The following is a 14,241-nucleotide window of genomic DNA, read 5'->3' on the forward strand; positions in this document are numbered from 1 at the left end:
AGATAAATTCTAATTTAGGCGTCCGGTCATGATACCGCCGGTCGCATCCGCTTGCAGGGGAGGGCTTGAAATGCTGCCAGTCGAACGTGTCATTGGTGACGGTGGCCTGTCCGCAGGCCCCGACGGCGGGCGGCTCGACGTGCGGCTGCCGTGGTACCGGTCGCTGCCACTCTCGACCGTGCGGGTAGAGGCGCTGGAAGTGGATGGTGCACAAATCCCGTTGGAAAGCCTGCGCTTCGAACTGGATGGCGGATCGTGGACACTGGCAGAGCTTGAGGATCAGACCGACCGCTTCTGGTTCGTGCTCGACAGTGCGCGGCTGGTCATACCCGGCCTGTCGCTTGCACCCGGCAGCGCGCACCGGGTGGCGCTGACGATCAGTCTGTTTCCGCCCTACATTCCCGGCATGAAGCGCGCCAACGCGCAGTCCGAGACATTGCTCGTCCGCTGAGCGGCCGCCGTTTGGTGACGAGAAGGAGAAGGCAACCATGACGACCAAGACCGGTGTGATCGAAACCAGCGCCACGCTCTATGCCTACACCAACGAATACATTTCACGGCAATACGGCTTTGAAGACCTGTTGCGCGAAGTGGCGCGTCGCGGGCAGGGCCCCGGTGTCGAAGTTGTCGGCTTCCAGTCGATCCGGGGCTTCCCCGATGTCGATGACGCGTTCGCCGAGCGATTCCGTGAACTGATCGCGGAACTCGGACTGCGCCCCACCTCGCTGGCGATCAATTCGGACCGCTTCCTCAAGCCCGGTCAGCCGGTGGCCGACGATGTGCTGGCCGAATACCATCGTCGCCAGATGCGCGCGGCCGTGAAGCTGGGCTTTCCGATCTTGCGCTACCAATTCGCCACGCCGCCGTCGCTGGTCCGCGAACTTGCGCCCTATGCCGAGGATCTGGGTCTGAAACTGGGGCTTGAGGTGCATGCACCGGCCCATGCGCACCATCCGCTCGTGCTCGCCTATCGCGAGGTCTACGAGCAGGTCAACTCGCCCGCGCTGGGCTGGATACCCGACTTCGGCGGCACGGCAGAGCGCCTTCCGCAAAGCTTTCTGGACGCATCGCGCGCGCGGGGCGTGCCCGAAGGCCTTATCGCGCTGTTGCTCGAGATCTGGCCGGAGCCGGGCGAATCGCACGTCCGCGCGGGCAAGTTGCGCGAGATCGCCACTCGCGATGGCCATGCGTCCGAGCACATTCAGGCCGTCAGCCTCATCTTCTTCATTCTGGCCAAAAACGATCCTCGTGGCTGGTCCGAACTGGTCGATCGCACCATCCACATCCACGGCAAGTTCTATGGCGTCGATGCCGATGGCCGCGAAGAGGCGATCGATTACGACACGATCCTGCCGATCTTCCGCGATGGCGGGTTTTCCGGCACGATTTGCAGCGAATGGGAAGGCCACGCCTACATGGTCGCCGACGCCTTCGACAAAGTCGCCGCGCATCAGGCGATGTGCCGCCGCATTCTGGACGCGGCGTGACGCATTAGAGGCGGTGCCGATGGTCATGAAGGCCCGGGACAGAGGTTCCCGGACCTTCGTCGAGCGGTCGCTCTACAACGAGTTGCGGCGGGCAATGTCGGCCAGCACCGCAGCGCTTGGCTTGGCGGTCCGGCGGAAGGTCTGGCGGTCGAGCGTATGCAGCCCGAAGTGGATGCGATAGCCGAACAACCATTCGAAGTTGTCGATCAGTGACCAGTGGACATAGCCCAGCACCGGCACGCCTTCGTCGATGGCAACCTTGAGTTCGCGCAAGGCGGCGGGGATCAACCAGGCGCGGATCGTGTCGTCATCGGTGCCGACGCCATGTTCGGTCACGATCACCGGCACTTTCGCCACCGCGTGCGCATGGCGGACTGCGCCAGCCAGCGATCCGGGCCACACTTCTGCGCCCATCGTGTTGCGCCGGGCATCCGACGGCGCGGGGAGCAGGCCCTTGCTGCTCCACACCTTGCGTTCGTAGTTCTGCACGCCGACGAAGTCGTCAGCCTGCGCCGCGCGCAGCCATTCGCCATAGAACCGTTCGCGCATCGCATCACGCAGCGAGTTCGGCCCAACCGCCTGATCGTCCATCATGGCCAGGCTCACCCCCACGGGAAGATCGCCGCGCACCGCCTTGATCGCCGCGCGCCCTGCCTTGTGTCCGGCGATCTGGTTGGCGCGGAAGCGTGCAGGGTCGGCGACGTACAGCGAACTGCCCGCGCTGAAGCGGTCAGAGCCCATCGCGCGCGCGGCGGCTTCCTGCGTGGCCTTGTCTGCCGCAACAAGGTCGCCAGGCAGCAGTTCGCCCAACAGGCCCGCCAGATTGGGCTCATTCAGCGTCGTGGCACGGCTGATGCCGCCTGCCAGATGGCGCGCCGCGCGGTCGCAATAGCGGGCGAACAGCGACGGGGCGTCAGGGTGATGCCACCCGCCTTGGCCCGCGAACCAGCGCGGAGTGGTGAAATGGTTGAACGTGACCATCGGCGCGATACCGCGCTCGCGGCACCCTTCGATCATCGCCTTGTAGTGATCGAGCATGGCGATCGAGAACTGGCCCGGCTGCGGCTCGATTCGCGCCCATTCCAAGCTGAAACGATAGGTGTTGAGGCCCAGACCCTTCACCAGATCGAGGTCGGTCCGCCACAGTTCGAAGCTGTTGGCCGCATCGCCCGAAGGTTCGGCAAAGGTGGTCGGTTTTACGTTCTCCATCAGCCAGATGTCGGCGTTGACGTTGTTGCCTTCGACCTGATGACCCGCTGTTGCAGCGCCCCACAGAAAATCCTTGGGAAAGGCGGGTACCGGACCTGTGCCCGACTTCACTGAAAGCGCAGCGGCCAAAGCCGGTCTGGGCAAGGCGGAACCCGCGCCAAGCGCAGCGGCGGCGGCCAGCATCGTGCGACGATCGATCATGCAACGTCTCCCCTCCGACCACATCTAACTACGGCCGATTAATAGAATTCAAATTCTATTATGAAGGGTCATCTGGCTGGATGCAACAGGCAGAGCAAAGCCACGAATGCTAAGCTCGAAAAAGGCGGAGCGCCCGCCAATAGCCGAGGGGGTTCAAACTTGCGGGGAGGGGAACTGGTGCCGGCTGAGGGATTTGAACCCCTAGCGCAGCCGCTTGCGGCGAAGCGCTTGCCAATAGCCGAGGGGGTTCAAACTGGCGGGGAGGGGAACTGGTGCCGGCTGAGGGATTTGAACCCCCAGCGCAGCCGCTTGCGGCGAAGCGCTCGCCAAGAGCGAAGGGGGTTCAAACTGGCGGGGAGGGGAACTGGTGCCGGCTGAGGGATTTGAACCCCCGACCTTCGGTTTACAAAACCGCTGCACTACCACTGTGCTAAGCCGGCCCATCCGCAAGGCCCCATGCCGCAAACCGCGCCCGGCGTCCAGACCCTGTAACTGCACAAGGTCGGGACGAAAGGATCGCGGCCCGGATCAATCAGAACAGCGCGTGTGGCGCGTCTTCCTTGAGCATAGTCTGGCGGATCAGCGGGATCGGCGGGCCGCCGAACGACAGGAACCCATCGTGGAACGCGCGCCAGCTTGCCCGGCCACCACGCGTGGCGGTCCAGTCGGTGCGCAGGCGGCGGATCATCAGCTTGCCCAGCGTGTAGTTGAGGTAAGCCGGATCATACGTGCCGCGTGCCGATTGCTGGTCGGCGTTGCCTTCATCCTGAAAGCATTGTTCGCGGAACAGCGCCTTGGATTCCGCCACGGTCATGCCGCCGGTGTGCAGGCCGATGGCCGACAGCAGGCGGCAATCGCGCAGCAAGGCGTTGGAAAGCTGGCCGATGTGCACTTTGGGATCGCCATTGCCAAGGCCCGCTTCCCACATCATCTCTTCGGTGTAGTGCGCCCAGCCTTCGGCAAAGGCATAACCGACGAACAGCCGTCCGACAGGCGATGCGGCACGGTTGGAATGGAGGAACTGCAGGAAGTGGCCGGGCATGACCTCGTGCACGGTGGTGAACATCAGGTCTGCGACACCGGGGATGTAGGCGTCCTGCTTTTCCTTGGGCCAGCTCGGATCGGGCGGGCTGATGTAATAGATCGACGGCAACCCCTTATCGAGCGGTCCGGCCGGATCGATATAGGCGCTGTTCTGCGCATTGTAGGGCGGGCTGGGACGCACGAGCGCCTTTTCGGTGCCGGGAATGCTTACCAGATCGTGCGAGCGGACAAACGCCTCAAGATCGGGGATCTGCCGGGTCGCCTCGGCCACCGGGCCACCGACCGGTTTTTCGGCATTCATCTTGTCAACGCAGGTGGGCACGTCCTTGCCCGGGGCAAAGGCGGCGCAGGCCTCGACCAGCGCGGCGCGGTTGCGTTCAAGGTCGGCCTTGCCTGCTGCCGCGATGGTGGCGACCGGAGCATCCACGGCCTCTGTCGCTGAGAGCATGCGGGCAAAACGATCGGCGCCAAGCGCGTAGTCGCCGCCGGCCTTCTGCGTCTTGAGCCATTCGGCCAGCCCCTTCATCGCGGCGCTGGCGCGAAGCGACGAGGCCTTCATCTGTGCCTGCAGCTTTGCGTCCTTCACGTCGGCAAAGGCGCGCGGGGCATCGTTGGCATAAGCATCGGCAAAGCCGCTGAACCCGGCGATCCCGTAATACAGGAAGGTTGCGGGCAGCGGCTGGTTCAGGTTGGTGCGGATTTGCGTGGCAGCGCGCGGCACGGCATCGAAAAAGCGGATCAGCGCCTTCATCCGTACCGCAGGCGGCGCATAGTCGCGCGACAGGTAGACGTTGGGATCAAGTCCGCCGCCGACATAGAACGAGGGGTTGCGGTGCGGCGTGTCGGCATCGGTGAGCCAGAACAACTGCCCCTTGGCCACTTGCACCAGATAAGCGCGTTCGAAGCGCTGCGCCTCGGTCAGCTTGCCAAAGGTGCCCGCGCGCGCGATCACACCCTTCAGGAACGTCGCCTTGCGGTTGAGGCCAGCGGCGCTCCAGTCGGGCAACTGACCGTCATACTGGTGCGCACCCTGATAGACCGCAGTCGACGGATCGATCACGAACCAGCGCTCGACGGTCTGTTTGACAAAGCCATCCCAGTCGGCCTTGGGCTTTGGTGCGGCGGTCTTTGCCGCAGCAGGCGTTGTCGTGATCGGCAGGGTCAGCAGGGCTGAGGCGAGCAGCGCGAGCGCGCTGGCAGCGGTTCTGGGCATCGCAACCTTCTTGTGGTTTCAATTGCGACCTCTGTGGATCACCGCGCGCCGAACGTCCACCCCTCGGTACGGGCAATCGCGGGGGTCAGCCCATCGGGCTCCCACAACGCGGGATCGTGCGCCACGGTGCGCAACCACGCGGCGGTCAGGATGGCGTCGGTGCGATGATCGTCGATCGGGCCTTCATGCCTCGCCGGTCCGCTGCCTAGTGCCGCCAGCGCGGCGTCAAGCTCTGCGCCCTGGCGGATCTTTGATCGACCCGCACTGCGTCCCCCTGCCATTGCGGCGATGGTCGTGTAGATTTCGCAGGCGACCGACCCATGCGCAGGCAATGGGTCGACCGGCCAGACCGGCAGATGCCCACGCAGTTCATGCAGCACGCGCATGCCCGAAAGGCTCGACTTGCCGACTTGCGCCGCGCCGACAAGGTTGAAGTTGGAGGTTGGTTGGCAGCCCATGCGCTGTTGCGCCAGTTCGGCCACCCGCATCCGCCCGCGACCGCCGCCGAATGCGGCTCCCTCGCGCCCGCCATGACGGCGGAAATAAGCGGAAAGTTGGTCGTGGTCGACAAAAGCGCTGACACCGAAGTGTGGCTCGTGCTGGCAGATCTGCTCGATCAGCGCCCATAGCGCGGGTGCATCGGTTGGGCTGTCGCCCCAGCCGGGAAAGAAGGCCCCTTCATCGGCGAACGGTAGCGAAATGCCAAGGTCCATGCCCACCAGCGTTGCGTCGGGCAGGTCATGCGCCAGCCAGTCGCGCACTTCGGCACGGCTCCAGCGATGAGCGGGACGGACCAATTCGGGAGCGGCATCTCCTGCACGACACAGCGCCACGGCGATTCCGGCGTGACGCTCGCCTGCCGCGCCCGACCAGTCGATTGCGGCAAAGTGCCGGAACCTGCCGGGCCGCATAGCGCTTGCGCTCATCCCTCGCGCCGCTCGCGCCGCTTTTTGTCCCACCAGTCGAGCCGTTTGGCCACCTCGCGTTCGAAACCGCGTTCGACCGGGCGGTAGAAGCTGCGCGGAGGCAGGTCGTCGGGCCAATAGTTCGCGCCCGAAAACCCGTCTTCGGCATCGTGGTCATAGGCGTAGCCCGCGCCATAGCCGATGTCCTTCATCAGCTTGGTCGGCGCGTTGAGGATGCTGGAGGGCGGCATCAGCGAGCCGGTCTCGCGCGCGGCCTTCCACGATTCCTTGAATGCCACATAAGCCGCGTTCGATTTGGGCGCGGTGGCCAGATAGAGGCAGGCCTGCACGATCGCCAGTTCGCCTTCGGGACTGCCGAGAAACTCGTAGGCGTCCTTTGCCGCGAGGCATTGCACCAGCGCCTGCGGGTCTGCCAGACCGATGTCCTCGCTGGCAAAGCGCACCAACCGACGCAGAACATAGAGCGGTTCCTCACCTGCCGTCAGCATCCGCGCCATCCAGTACAGCGCAGCCTGCGGGTCCGATCCGCGCAAGGATTTGTGCAGCGCCGAGATCAGGTTGTAATGCCCGTCGCGATCCTTGTCGTAGACGGCCATGCGTCGCATCAGGAACTTCGACAGCGCTTCGGGATCGAGCGGCGCTGGCAGCGACACGTCGAACAGCATCTCGGCCTGGTTGAGCAGGAAACGCCCGTCGCCGTCAGCCGCTGCGATCAGCGCTTCGCGCGCTGGCGGGGTCAATGGCAGGCGCAGGCCGGTCAGTTCCTCGGCCCGCGCCAGCAGTTCGCACAGCGCGGCGGCATCAAGCCGATGCAGGATCAGCACTTGCGCGCGGCTGAGCAGCGCTGCGTTGAGCGCGAAGCTGGGGTTCTCGGTCGTTGCACCCACCAGCGTGACCACGCCTTTTTCGACAAACGGCAGAAAGCCATCCTGCTGCGCGCGGTTGAAGCGGTGGATCTCGTCCACGAACAGCAGCGTCTTGCGCCCGGCCAGCGCCATCGCCTCGGCTTCCGCAAAGGCCTTTTTCAGGTCGGCCACGCCCGAAAACACCGCGCTGATCGACACGAAGCGCAAGCCCACCGCATCGGCCAGCAGCCGCGCGGTGCTGGTCTTGCCGGTGCCCGGCGGTCCCCACAGGATCATCGAGGACAGTTTGCCCGCCGCCACCATCCGCCCGATCGCGCCGTCGGGGCCGGTCAGGTGCGACTGGCCGATGACGTGCGACAAGTCGCGCGGGCGCAACCGGTCGGCCAGCGGGGCATCTTCGGAAGCGGTGGACCGCGGGGATTCCTGCGGGGGCGGAGCAAACAGATCGACCATCGCGGACCAAGATAGGCGCATGCGGAAAAAAATGCAGGCCCCTCTTGAAGAGACTGCATAAAGATATATCTTAGAGCCATCGAATCGAAAAGGAGATATATGCGTTTCGACATCAACCGGCCCGGGAAGGGCCACAAGCGTGCCCTGTGGGGCGCATTCGAGGCCGGCGAAACCGGTCGTGGTCATCGGTCGTTTGGCGGTGGCGGATTTGGCGGTGGCTTTGGCCGAGGTTTCGGTCACGGCCGGGACGGTGAAGGCGGCCGGCACGGTGGTTTCGGCGGGCCCGGCGGCTTTGGCGGTGGTCGGGGTGGCCCGGGCGGTCGCGGTCGGCGGATGTTCGCACAGGGCGAACTGCGCTTGCTGCTGCTCGACCTGTTGGGTGAGGCCGATCGGCACGGCTATGAACTGATCAAGGCGATCGAGGATCTGACCGGCGGGCAATACGCGCCCAGTCCGGGGGTGGTCTATCCGACGCTGGCGCTTTTGGTCGACGAAGGCCTGATCGCAGAAGTACCCGGAGAAGGGGCGCGCAAGGCGTTCACTCCGACCGACGAAGGCAAGGCCGAAGCGATGAGCAACGCCGATGCGATTGCGGCGATCAAGGCGCGGTTGCAGGGTCTGGCCGATGCCTCCGCCCGCGAAGCCAGTCCGCCGGTGATGCGCGCCATGGCCAACCTCAAGCTGGCGCTGGGCGGTCGCATCGGTGTGGCCGGATTCGATACCGCCACCGCGCACCAGATCGCCGACATTCTTGACGAAGCCGCACGAAGGATCGAACGTCTGTGACCCAAGTGATCTTCACCAGCACCGCCAAGGTGCCGACCGCCAGCGCAAGCCGTTATTTGCAGCAAGTCTGCAAACACTGGCAGCACAATCTGGACGTGACGTTCGACGAACAGCACGGCCGTATCGTGTTCCCACGCGATGCGCGCGGTGCATCGTGGGCTGGCGAAGCGGTGGTGACCTTCCAGGCAACCCCCGAAACGCTCGATTGCACGATCACGGCTAGCGAAGCGGGCCAGCTTGATGGTCTGAAAGGGGCGGTCGCCCGCCACATCGACCGCTTTGCCTTTCGCGAGGCACCGCTCGGCTATCCATGGGTCGATGCCTGATCCTTGTCGGGCAGCGCCGCCGGGTGTATCTTCCTCCCGATCCTGATGGGTCGGGGGATCGGTGCCATGGATGACGTTGCCCGCAAGAAACTGCCGCTTCACCTGCTGCTGGTCGGCGCGGTCGGCCTGCTGTGGAACGCCTTTGGCGCTTACGACTACCTGATGTCCGAACTGACGCCGGCATCGTATCTGGCGCAAATGGGACTTGGGGCGGACAGTCTGGCCTATCTTCGTGCCATGCCCGCATGGCTCACTGCGTTCTGGGCGCTGGGCGTATGGGCATCACTGGTCGGGTCGATGCTGCTGCTGGCGCGCTCACGCCACGCGGTCACCGCGTTCGCGCTATCGTTGCTGGGACTGGCGGTGGCACAGGGATACCAATGGTTTGTCGCTCCCCCGCCAGTCCTGCCACCAGCGGGCATCGAACTGGCGATCTGGACGGCATTGCTGCTGCAAATGGGCTATGCCTGGCGACAGGCGCGCAAGGGCTTGCTGCGCTGAACGTCAGCGCGCCGTGCGTTTTTGGCGGATCAAACGCAAATAGGTTTCGGCAACCGCCTGATTGATCGCGTCCCAGCTGAAGTCGAGACTGCGCGCTTCACCCGCCGCGCCATGGCTTGCCCGCAAGGCGGGGTCGGCCAGATAGCTGCGCAGCGCCTCGGCAAACGCGTGGACCGCACCGGGCCTTACAAGATGGCCGTTGACCCCGTTCGCAACCAGACTTTCGCTGCCGGTCGCCTCTGCCGCCACTACCGGCACAGCGCAGGCCATCGCCTCAAGCGTGACATTGCCAAAGGTTTCGGTGATCGAGGGGTTGAACAACACGTCCATGCTGGCGACAGCGCGGCCCAGATCGGCGCCACCCTGAAAGCCCACGAAAACCGCATCGGGCAGCCGAGCCTCGAACCACGCACGGGCGGGGCCTTCGCCCACCACCAGCACTTTGTAGGCAAGGCCGCGCCGCTTCAACTCGTCGATGCTGTCGGCAAAGACATCGAGCCCCTTTTCCATCACCAGCCGACCGAGGAAGCCGATGGCGACCTCATCGTCGGCAATGCCGAAGCTGCGCCGCCATTCATGATCGCGGCGTCCGGGGTTGAATATCGTCCGATCGACCCCGCGCGACCACAGCGAGATGTCATAGTTCATCCGCTGGTCGCGCAGCACTTGCGCCATCGATTCGCTTGGCGCCACCAGCGCGTCGCAGCGGCGATAGAACCGGCGCAGCAGCGCGGTCAGCACCGGCTCGATCCACGCCATGTTGTAATAGCGCGGATATGTGTCGAAACGGGTATGTACGCTCGACAGCACCGGCAAGCCGCGGCCGCGCGCCCACGTCACCGCGCGATGGCCCGCGACATCGGGCGAGGACACATGGATCACGTTGGGGGCAAAAGCCTTCAGATCGCGCCGCGCGCGCCGGCCCAATGCCATCGGGACACGGTATTCGCTGCGGCCTGGAACTGCCAAAGCGGGCACGTTGACCATGTCGCCCGTGGCGGCAAAGGCGGGTTTGGCCACGATCGGGCTATAGACCCGCACTGCCGCGCCCTGCCGCAACAGGTAACCGACCAGCCGGTTGAGCGCTTGATTGGCGCCATCGCGGACATAGTTGTAGTTGCCGCTGAACAATGCCACGCGCAAACCCGAAAGGTCGGGGCCGGGGGCTGCGGAATAAGGCACGGGCGTTTGGGGCAGTTCGGTCATGTCGCCGCCGCTTTAGCGACCAGTGGCCCGCTTGGCGAGAGTGCCGGCAACCCCGCGCTGATGATAGACGTCGACCACATCCTTTTTTGGGGGAGGTGATGTTTGGCTGCGGCGAACACGTGATCGCTCTGGGGTTGGTACGTGCTGCCACGGTTGGGCCGACGCACGTGCAATTTCCGTCTTGAGCGGCTGGAACGCCCTAGGTCGTCGGCACCATGTCCAGTGCGAACGCGGGCAAGATCACCAGCAGTCCGCAGCACAAGGGCGGGCAGACGCGGCCTTTTGGGCGTACTGCCAGTTGTTCATCCAGCGATGGTCCGCCGCTCCATATCGGTAATCGCGGCACCCGGAGTGGGGGCGTGATTGCCAATTCGTATGACTTCCAGCGCTGCCGCATGGTGCTGTTCGGCTTCATCCGGCCCTAAAACCGGAACCGAGGTCAGGCCAGTTGGGATAAAGTGCCCGATCATGCACAGGCAAAGATCCGGGCAGGGGGAAGGCCTGCCCGGATCAGCCGGTTAACCTGCGTTACCAGCCGCGATGACCCCAGCCATCGCCATGTTCATAGCGCTCGTGTTCGCGCCATTCGTGTTCGCGGCGCTCGCGTTCGCGCCACTGGCGTTCACGCCATTCGCGCGCGCGCCAGTCATCCTGGTAATATCCGCCGCGCACGACCGGGTAGTAGCCGCGGTTGTAATAGCCCTGATTGTACGATCCACCGGCGTAATAGCCGTCATCACGACGATGATGGTCAGATGCGATGGCGGCACCGATGGCCAGACCGACGATCCCCGCGCCCACGGCGATGGCCGCGCCATCCCCGCCGCCACGATGGCGGTCATAGTCGCGCGCTTGCGCCGGGGCGGCCGAAACGATGGCGCTGGCTGCCAAAGTCGCGGCAAGCAGGGCCTTGGCAGTCCTTGAAAGATTGGTGGCAACAGTCATGGCGGTTCTCCAGTCCCCCCTTGCCGGGCCGTTCGTTGCGGCCGGGCTTGGTTCGATGAAAGTCCTTCTGCCCGAGTCGGCCTGAATTGTTGCTGAAGGCCGCGTTCAGCTTCGTTCAGCCTGGGAATTGCGCGGCGTCGTGGCCAAAGTGATGCCAGTCACGCGCGCGGGACCGGGAATCGGCTATTGTTGCCCAAGTCAGGCGTTGGGGACCAATCATGACGATCAAGGACATTCAGCAAGCACTTGCACGTGCCGGTTTTGCGACCGGGCCGATTGATGGCATCTGGGGGCGCGCGACGATCGCGGCGGTCAAGGCCTTCCAGAAGCAGAAGGGGCTGGCGGTCGACGGGATCGCCGGTCCGCAGACCGTTGCCGCGCTTGGCGCCGCATCCCCCGCAGCGCCGGGCGAAGCACCGACCACCGGACGGACGGTGCCGCTCGTGTGGCTTGAGGAAGCCAAGCACCTGCTCGGGTTGAAGGAAGGACCGGGGGCGATCGACAACCCGGTCATCCTCGACTGGGCGAAAGATCTGGGACAAGGCATGTACAAATCCGACGACATCGCATGGTGCGGTCTGTTCGTCGGCCACTGCATCGGCGCCACACTGCCCGAAGAACCACTGCCCGGCGGGCTGTTGGGCGCACGTTCGTGGGAGCGCTTCGGCCATGCCACGCAGCCGACGCCGGGGGCGGTCATCGTGTTCTGGCGGGTGTCGCCCGCCAGTGGCAAGGGCCACGTCGGGTTCTATCTGGGCGAGGATGATGACGCCTATTGCATCCTTGGCGGCAACCAGTCCGACCGGGTGTCGGTCGCCTGGGTCAGCAAGGCGCGCTTCGTCGCTTCGCGCTGGCCCGCAACCGTGGCGCAAGCGACCACCGGTGCGGTCAGGTTGGCCAACAATGGTCAGCCGCTGTCGGTGCGTGAGGCCTGACGGCCATTCATGAAGGTATCCCCCGGTCCTTGGCGGACCGGGGGATGAAAAATCAGGCCGCTTCCTTCTTGCGGCTGGCCTTCTTGCGCTCGTTCGGGTCGAGAATGGCCTTGCGGATGCGGATCGACTTGGGCGTCACTTCGACCATTTCATCGTCGTCGATGTAGGCGATCGCCTGTTCCAGCGTCATGACCTTGGGCGGGGTCAGGCGGATGGCGTCGTCCTTGCCGGTCGACCGGAAGTTGGTGAGCTGCTTCGACTTCATCGGGTTGACTTCAAGATCGTCCGGCTTGGCGTTTTCGCCGATGATCATGCCTTCGTACAGCGCTTCACCCACGCCGACGAACAGGATGCCGCGCTCTTCGAGCGGACCCAGCGCATAAGCATTGGCTTCGCCGGCGCCGTTCGAGATCAGCACGCCGTTCTTGCGGCCTTCGATCCGGCCCTTGTAGGGACCGTACTTGTCGAACAGGCGGTTCATGATGCCGGTGCCGCGCGTGTCGGACAGGAATTCGCCGTGGTAGCCGATGAGGCCGCGCGAGGGGGCGGTGAAGGTGACGCGGGTCTTGCCACCGCCGCTGGGGCGCATGTCGATCATCTCGCCCTTGCGCAGCGCCATCTTCTCGACGACGGTTCCGGCGTGTTCATCGTCCACGTCGATCAGCACGGTTTCATAAGGCTCGGTGCGGTTGCCGTCTTCGTCCTCGCCAAACAGCACGCGCGGACGGCTGATGCCCAGTTCGAACCCTTCGCGGCGCATCGTTTCGATCAGGACGCCAAGCTGGAGTTCGCCGCGCCCGGCGACTTCGAAGCTGTCCTTGTCGGCCGATTCGGTGATCTTGATGGCGACGTTCGATTCGCCTTCGCGCTCAAGGCGGTCACGGATCATGCGGCTGGTCACCTTGCTGCCTTCGCGACCGGCCATCGGGCTGTCGTTCACCGCAAAGCGCATCGACAGGGTCGGCGGATCGATCGGCTGCGCCTTGATCGGCACGGTCACTTCAGGAGCGGCCACGGTGTTGGCCACGGTGGCGACGGCAAGGCCGGCCAGCGAGATGATGTCGCCCGCACGCGCTTCGTCAACCGGCACGCGTTCAAGCCCGCGGAAGGTCATCAGCTTGGATGCACGGCCCACTTCGATGATGTTGCCATCCATGTCGAGCGCGCGGATCGGATCGTTAACCCGGATCGAGCCCGACTGGACGCGACCGGTGAGTACGCGGCCGAGGAAGTTGTCGCGATCGAGCAGCGTGGCGAGGAACGTGAACGGCGCATCGACGTCGAGCGACGGCGGCGGCACGTGGTCGACGATCTTCTGGAACATCGGGATCAGCGTGCCTTCACGGCGATCGGGATCCTCGCTGGCATAGCCGTTGCGGCCCGAGGCGTAGAGCACCGGGAAATCGAGCTGTTCGTCGTTGGCTTCCAGCGACACGAACAAGTCGAACACTTCGTCGAGCACTTCCTGGATGCGCTCATCGGGGCGGTCGACCTTGTTGACCACGACGATGGGCTTGAGGCCCAGCGCCAGCGCCTTGCCGGTGACGAACTTGGTCTGCGGCATCGCGCCTTCCGAGCTGTCGACCAGCAGGATCACGCCGTCGACCATGCTCAGGATGCGTTCGACTTCGCCGCCGAAGTCGGCGTGGCCCGGGGTGTCGACGATGTTGATGCGCACCGGCTGATCAGAACCTTCGGGCGTCCACTCGACCGAGGTCGGCTTGGCCAGAATGGTGATCCCGCGTTCCTTTTCCAGGTCGTTCGAGTCCATCGCGCGCTCTTCCACGCGCTGGTTGTCGCGGAAGGTACCGGACTGGCGGAACAGCTGGTCGACCAGCGTGGTCTTGCCGTGGTCGACGTGGGCGATGATCGCGATATTGCGCAGGGGCAGTGACATGGGAAACTTTCGACAGGGGCGGGCATCTACAGGGGCGATCAGGTGCGCCGAAAGTCAGTCAGACCTGTTGCGCGCACAAAGAATCGCCGGGCCCTTACCTGCAATTGTGCGTTGCGGCAAGGACTCGTCGCGTGCTGTCATGCTCACGCTGCCCCAAACGGGATCAAAAAGCGACAGGAAACCGCCAAAGCATTGCCAATGTGGCGGTTTCCCATTGTTCACAGAGGTTGAGGCTTTTACTAGAGC

General features: G+C 64.5%; 14 protein-coding genes and 1 tRNA gene. 7 read left to right on the plus strand and 8 right to left on the minus strand.

The window, feature by feature from the left end:
• The first annotated feature begins 70 nt into the window (after nucleotides 1-70).
• Nucleotides 71-451: a DUF6379 domain-containing protein gene (locus tag LDN95_RS12105; RefSeq protein ID WP_226017937.1), complete on the plus strand. Its 381-nt coding sequence runs from the start codon at nucleotides 71-73 to the stop codon at nucleotides 449-451.
• A gap of 37 nt (nucleotides 452-488) precedes the next feature.
• Nucleotides 489-1,487 (plus strand): sugar phosphate isomerase/epimerase, encoded by a 999-nt coding sequence (locus LDN95_RS12110; protein WP_226017938.1) that lies wholly within the window; start codon nucleotides 489-491, stop codon nucleotides 1,485-1,487.
• A 72-nt stretch (nucleotides 1,488-1,559) separates the two neighbouring features.
• On the opposite strand, the gene LDN95_RS12115 is transcribed toward LDN95_RS12110, so the two are convergent.
• From LDN95_RS12115 to LDN95_RS12135, 5 genes are all read right to left on the minus strand, one after another.
• Entirely contained in the window at nucleotides 1,560-2,897 is a 1,338-nt protein-coding gene (locus LDN95_RS12115; RefSeq protein WP_226017939.1) for a family 1 glycosylhydrolase, read from the minus strand.
• A 365-nt stretch (nucleotides 2,898-3,262) separates the two neighbouring features.
• Nucleotides 3,263-3,337: transfer RNA gene (locus LDN95_RS12120), tRNA-Thr, on the minus strand.
• 92 nt (nucleotides 3,338-3,429) lie between these two features.
• Nucleotides 3,430-5,154, minus strand: coding sequence for a DUF885 domain-containing protein (locus tag LDN95_RS12125; protein WP_226017940.1), 1,725 nt, complete (start codon nucleotides 5,152-5,154; stop codon nucleotides 3,430-3,432).
• Between the two features lie 38 nt (nucleotides 5,155-5,192).
• Nucleotides 5,193-6,080, minus strand: coding sequence for a hypothetical protein (locus tag LDN95_RS12130; protein ID WP_226017941.1), 888 nt, complete (start codon nucleotides 6,078-6,080; stop codon nucleotides 5,193-5,195).
• Nucleotides 6,077-7,399, minus strand: a complete 1,323-nt coding sequence (locus LDN95_RS12135) for a replication-associated recombination protein A (protein WP_226017942.1) — start codon at nucleotides 7,397-7,399, stop codon at nucleotides 6,077-6,079. The genes LDN95_RS12130 and LDN95_RS12135 overlap by 4 nt, the downstream gene beginning before the upstream one ends.
• A gap of 99 nt (nucleotides 7,400-7,498) precedes the next feature.
• On the opposite strand from LDN95_RS12135, the gene LDN95_RS12140 reads away from it, so the two are divergent.
• The 3 genes from LDN95_RS12140 to LDN95_RS12150 all read left to right on the plus strand — a co-directional run bounded on the left by LDN95_RS12140 (nucleotide 7,499) and on the right by LDN95_RS12150 (nucleotide 9,012).
• Nucleotides 7,499-8,185, plus strand: a complete 687-nt coding sequence (locus LDN95_RS12140) for a PadR family transcriptional regulator (RefSeq protein ID WP_226017943.1) — start codon at nucleotides 7,499-7,501, stop codon at nucleotides 8,183-8,185.
• Between the two features lie 5 nt (nucleotides 8,186-8,190).
• The gene (locus LDN95_RS12145) at nucleotides 8,191-8,511 is read left to right on the plus strand and encodes a DUF2218 domain-containing protein (protein ID WP_226018002.1); all 321 of its coding nucleotides are present in this window, start codon (nucleotides 8,191-8,193) and stop codon (nucleotides 8,509-8,511) included.
• A gap of 66 nt (nucleotides 8,512-8,577) precedes the next feature.
• Nucleotides 8,578-9,012 carry a hypothetical protein gene (locus LDN95_RS12150; RefSeq protein WP_226017944.1) on the plus strand — a complete coding sequence of 145 codons (435 nt, stop codon included), beginning with the start codon at nucleotides 8,578-8,580 and terminating at the stop codon, nucleotides 9,010-9,012.
• 3 nt (nucleotides 9,013-9,015) lie between these two features.
• On the opposite strand, the gene LDN95_RS12155 is transcribed toward LDN95_RS12150, so the two are convergent.
• On the minus strand, nucleotides 9,016-10,218 hold the full coding sequence (locus tag LDN95_RS12155; protein ID WP_226017945.1) for a glycosyltransferase family 1 protein: 1,203 nt from the start codon (nucleotides 10,216-10,218) through the stop codon (nucleotides 9,016-9,018).
• A 215-nt stretch (nucleotides 10,219-10,433) separates the two neighbouring features.
• Here LDN95_RS12155 and LDN95_RS12160 point away from each other — a divergent pair, with 215 nt between their 5' ends.
• Nucleotides 10,434-10,643 carry a hypothetical protein gene (locus LDN95_RS12160; protein ID WP_226017946.1) on the plus strand — a complete coding sequence of 70 codons (210 nt, stop codon included), beginning with the start codon at nucleotides 10,434-10,436 and terminating at the stop codon, nucleotides 10,641-10,643.
• Nucleotides 10,644-10,746: 103 nt separating this feature from the next.
• On the opposite strand, the gene LDN95_RS12165 is transcribed toward LDN95_RS12160, so the two are convergent.
• The gene (locus LDN95_RS12165; protein WP_226017947.1) at nucleotides 10,747-11,163 is read right to left on the minus strand and encodes a hypothetical protein; all 417 of its coding nucleotides are present in this window, start codon (nucleotides 11,161-11,163) and stop codon (nucleotides 10,747-10,749) included.
• Between the two features lie 218 nt (nucleotides 11,164-11,381).
• Between LDN95_RS12165 and LDN95_RS12170 the strand changes: the two genes are divergently transcribed.
• Nucleotides 11,382-12,098: a TIGR02594 family protein gene (locus LDN95_RS12170; protein WP_226017948.1), complete on the plus strand. Its 717-nt coding sequence runs from the start codon at nucleotides 11,382-11,384 to the stop codon at nucleotides 12,096-12,098.
• Nucleotides 12,099-12,150: 52 nt separating this feature from the next.
• Here the strand turns inward: LDN95_RS12170 and typA are convergent, their stop codons facing one another.
• Entirely contained in the window at nucleotides 12,151-13,989 is a 1,839-nt protein-coding gene (gene typA / locus LDN95_RS12175; RefSeq protein ID WP_226018003.1) for a translational GTPase TypA, read from the minus strand.
• Between the last annotated feature and the right edge of the window lie 252 nt (nucleotides 13,990-14,241).

Origin of the sequence: Novosphingobium sp. FKTRR1, assembly GCF_020404405.1 — a bacterium.
GTDB lineage: Bacteria > Pseudomonadota > Alphaproteobacteria > Sphingomonadales > Sphingomonadaceae > Novosphingobium.

Bases quoted from the DNA above. Each gene is read 5' to 3' on its own strand.
- LDN95_RS12105 (WP_226017937.1), top strand. From the start codon at position 71: ATGCTGCCAGTCGAACGTGTCATTGGTGACGGTGGCCTGTCCGCAGGC.
- LDN95_RS12110 (WP_226017938.1), top strand. From the start codon at position 489: ATGACGACCAAGACCGGTGTGATCGAAACCAGCGCCACGCTCTATGCC.
- LDN95_RS12115 (WP_226017939.1), bottom strand. From the start codon at position 2,897: ATGATCGATCGTCGCACGATGCTGGCCGCCGCCGCTGCGCTTGGCGCG.
- LDN95_RS12125 (WP_226017940.1), bottom strand. From the start codon at position 5,154: ATGCCCAGAACCGCTGCCAGCGCGCTCGCGCTGCTCGCCTCAGCCCTG.
- LDN95_RS12130 (WP_226017941.1), bottom strand. From the start codon at position 6,080: ATGAGCGCAAGCGCTATGCGGCCCGGCAGGTTCCGGCACTTTGCCGCA.
- LDN95_RS12135 (WP_226017942.1), bottom strand. From the start codon at position 7,399: ATGGTCGATCTGTTTGCTCCGCCCCCGCAGGAATCCCCGCGGTCCACC.
- LDN95_RS12140 (WP_226017943.1), top strand. From the start codon at position 7,499: ATGCGTTTCGACATCAACCGGCCCGGGAAGGGCCACAAGCGTGCCCTG.
- LDN95_RS12150 (WP_226017944.1), top strand. From the start codon at position 8,578: ATGGATGACGTTGCCCGCAAGAAACTGCCGCTTCACCTGCTGCTGGTC.
- LDN95_RS12155 (WP_226017945.1), bottom strand. From the start codon at position 10,218: ATGACCGAACTGCCCCAAACGCCCGTGCCTTATTCCGCAGCCCCCGGC.
- LDN95_RS12160 (WP_226017946.1), top strand. From the start codon at position 10,434: ATGTCCAGTGCGAACGCGGGCAAGATCACCAGCAGTCCGCAGCACAAG.
- LDN95_RS12165 (WP_226017947.1), bottom strand. From the start codon at position 11,163: ATGACTGTTGCCACCAATCTTTCAAGGACTGCCAAGGCCCTGCTTGCC.
- LDN95_RS12170 (WP_226017948.1), top strand. From the start codon at position 11,382: ATGACGATCAAGGACATTCAGCAAGCACTTGCACGTGCCGGTTTTGCG.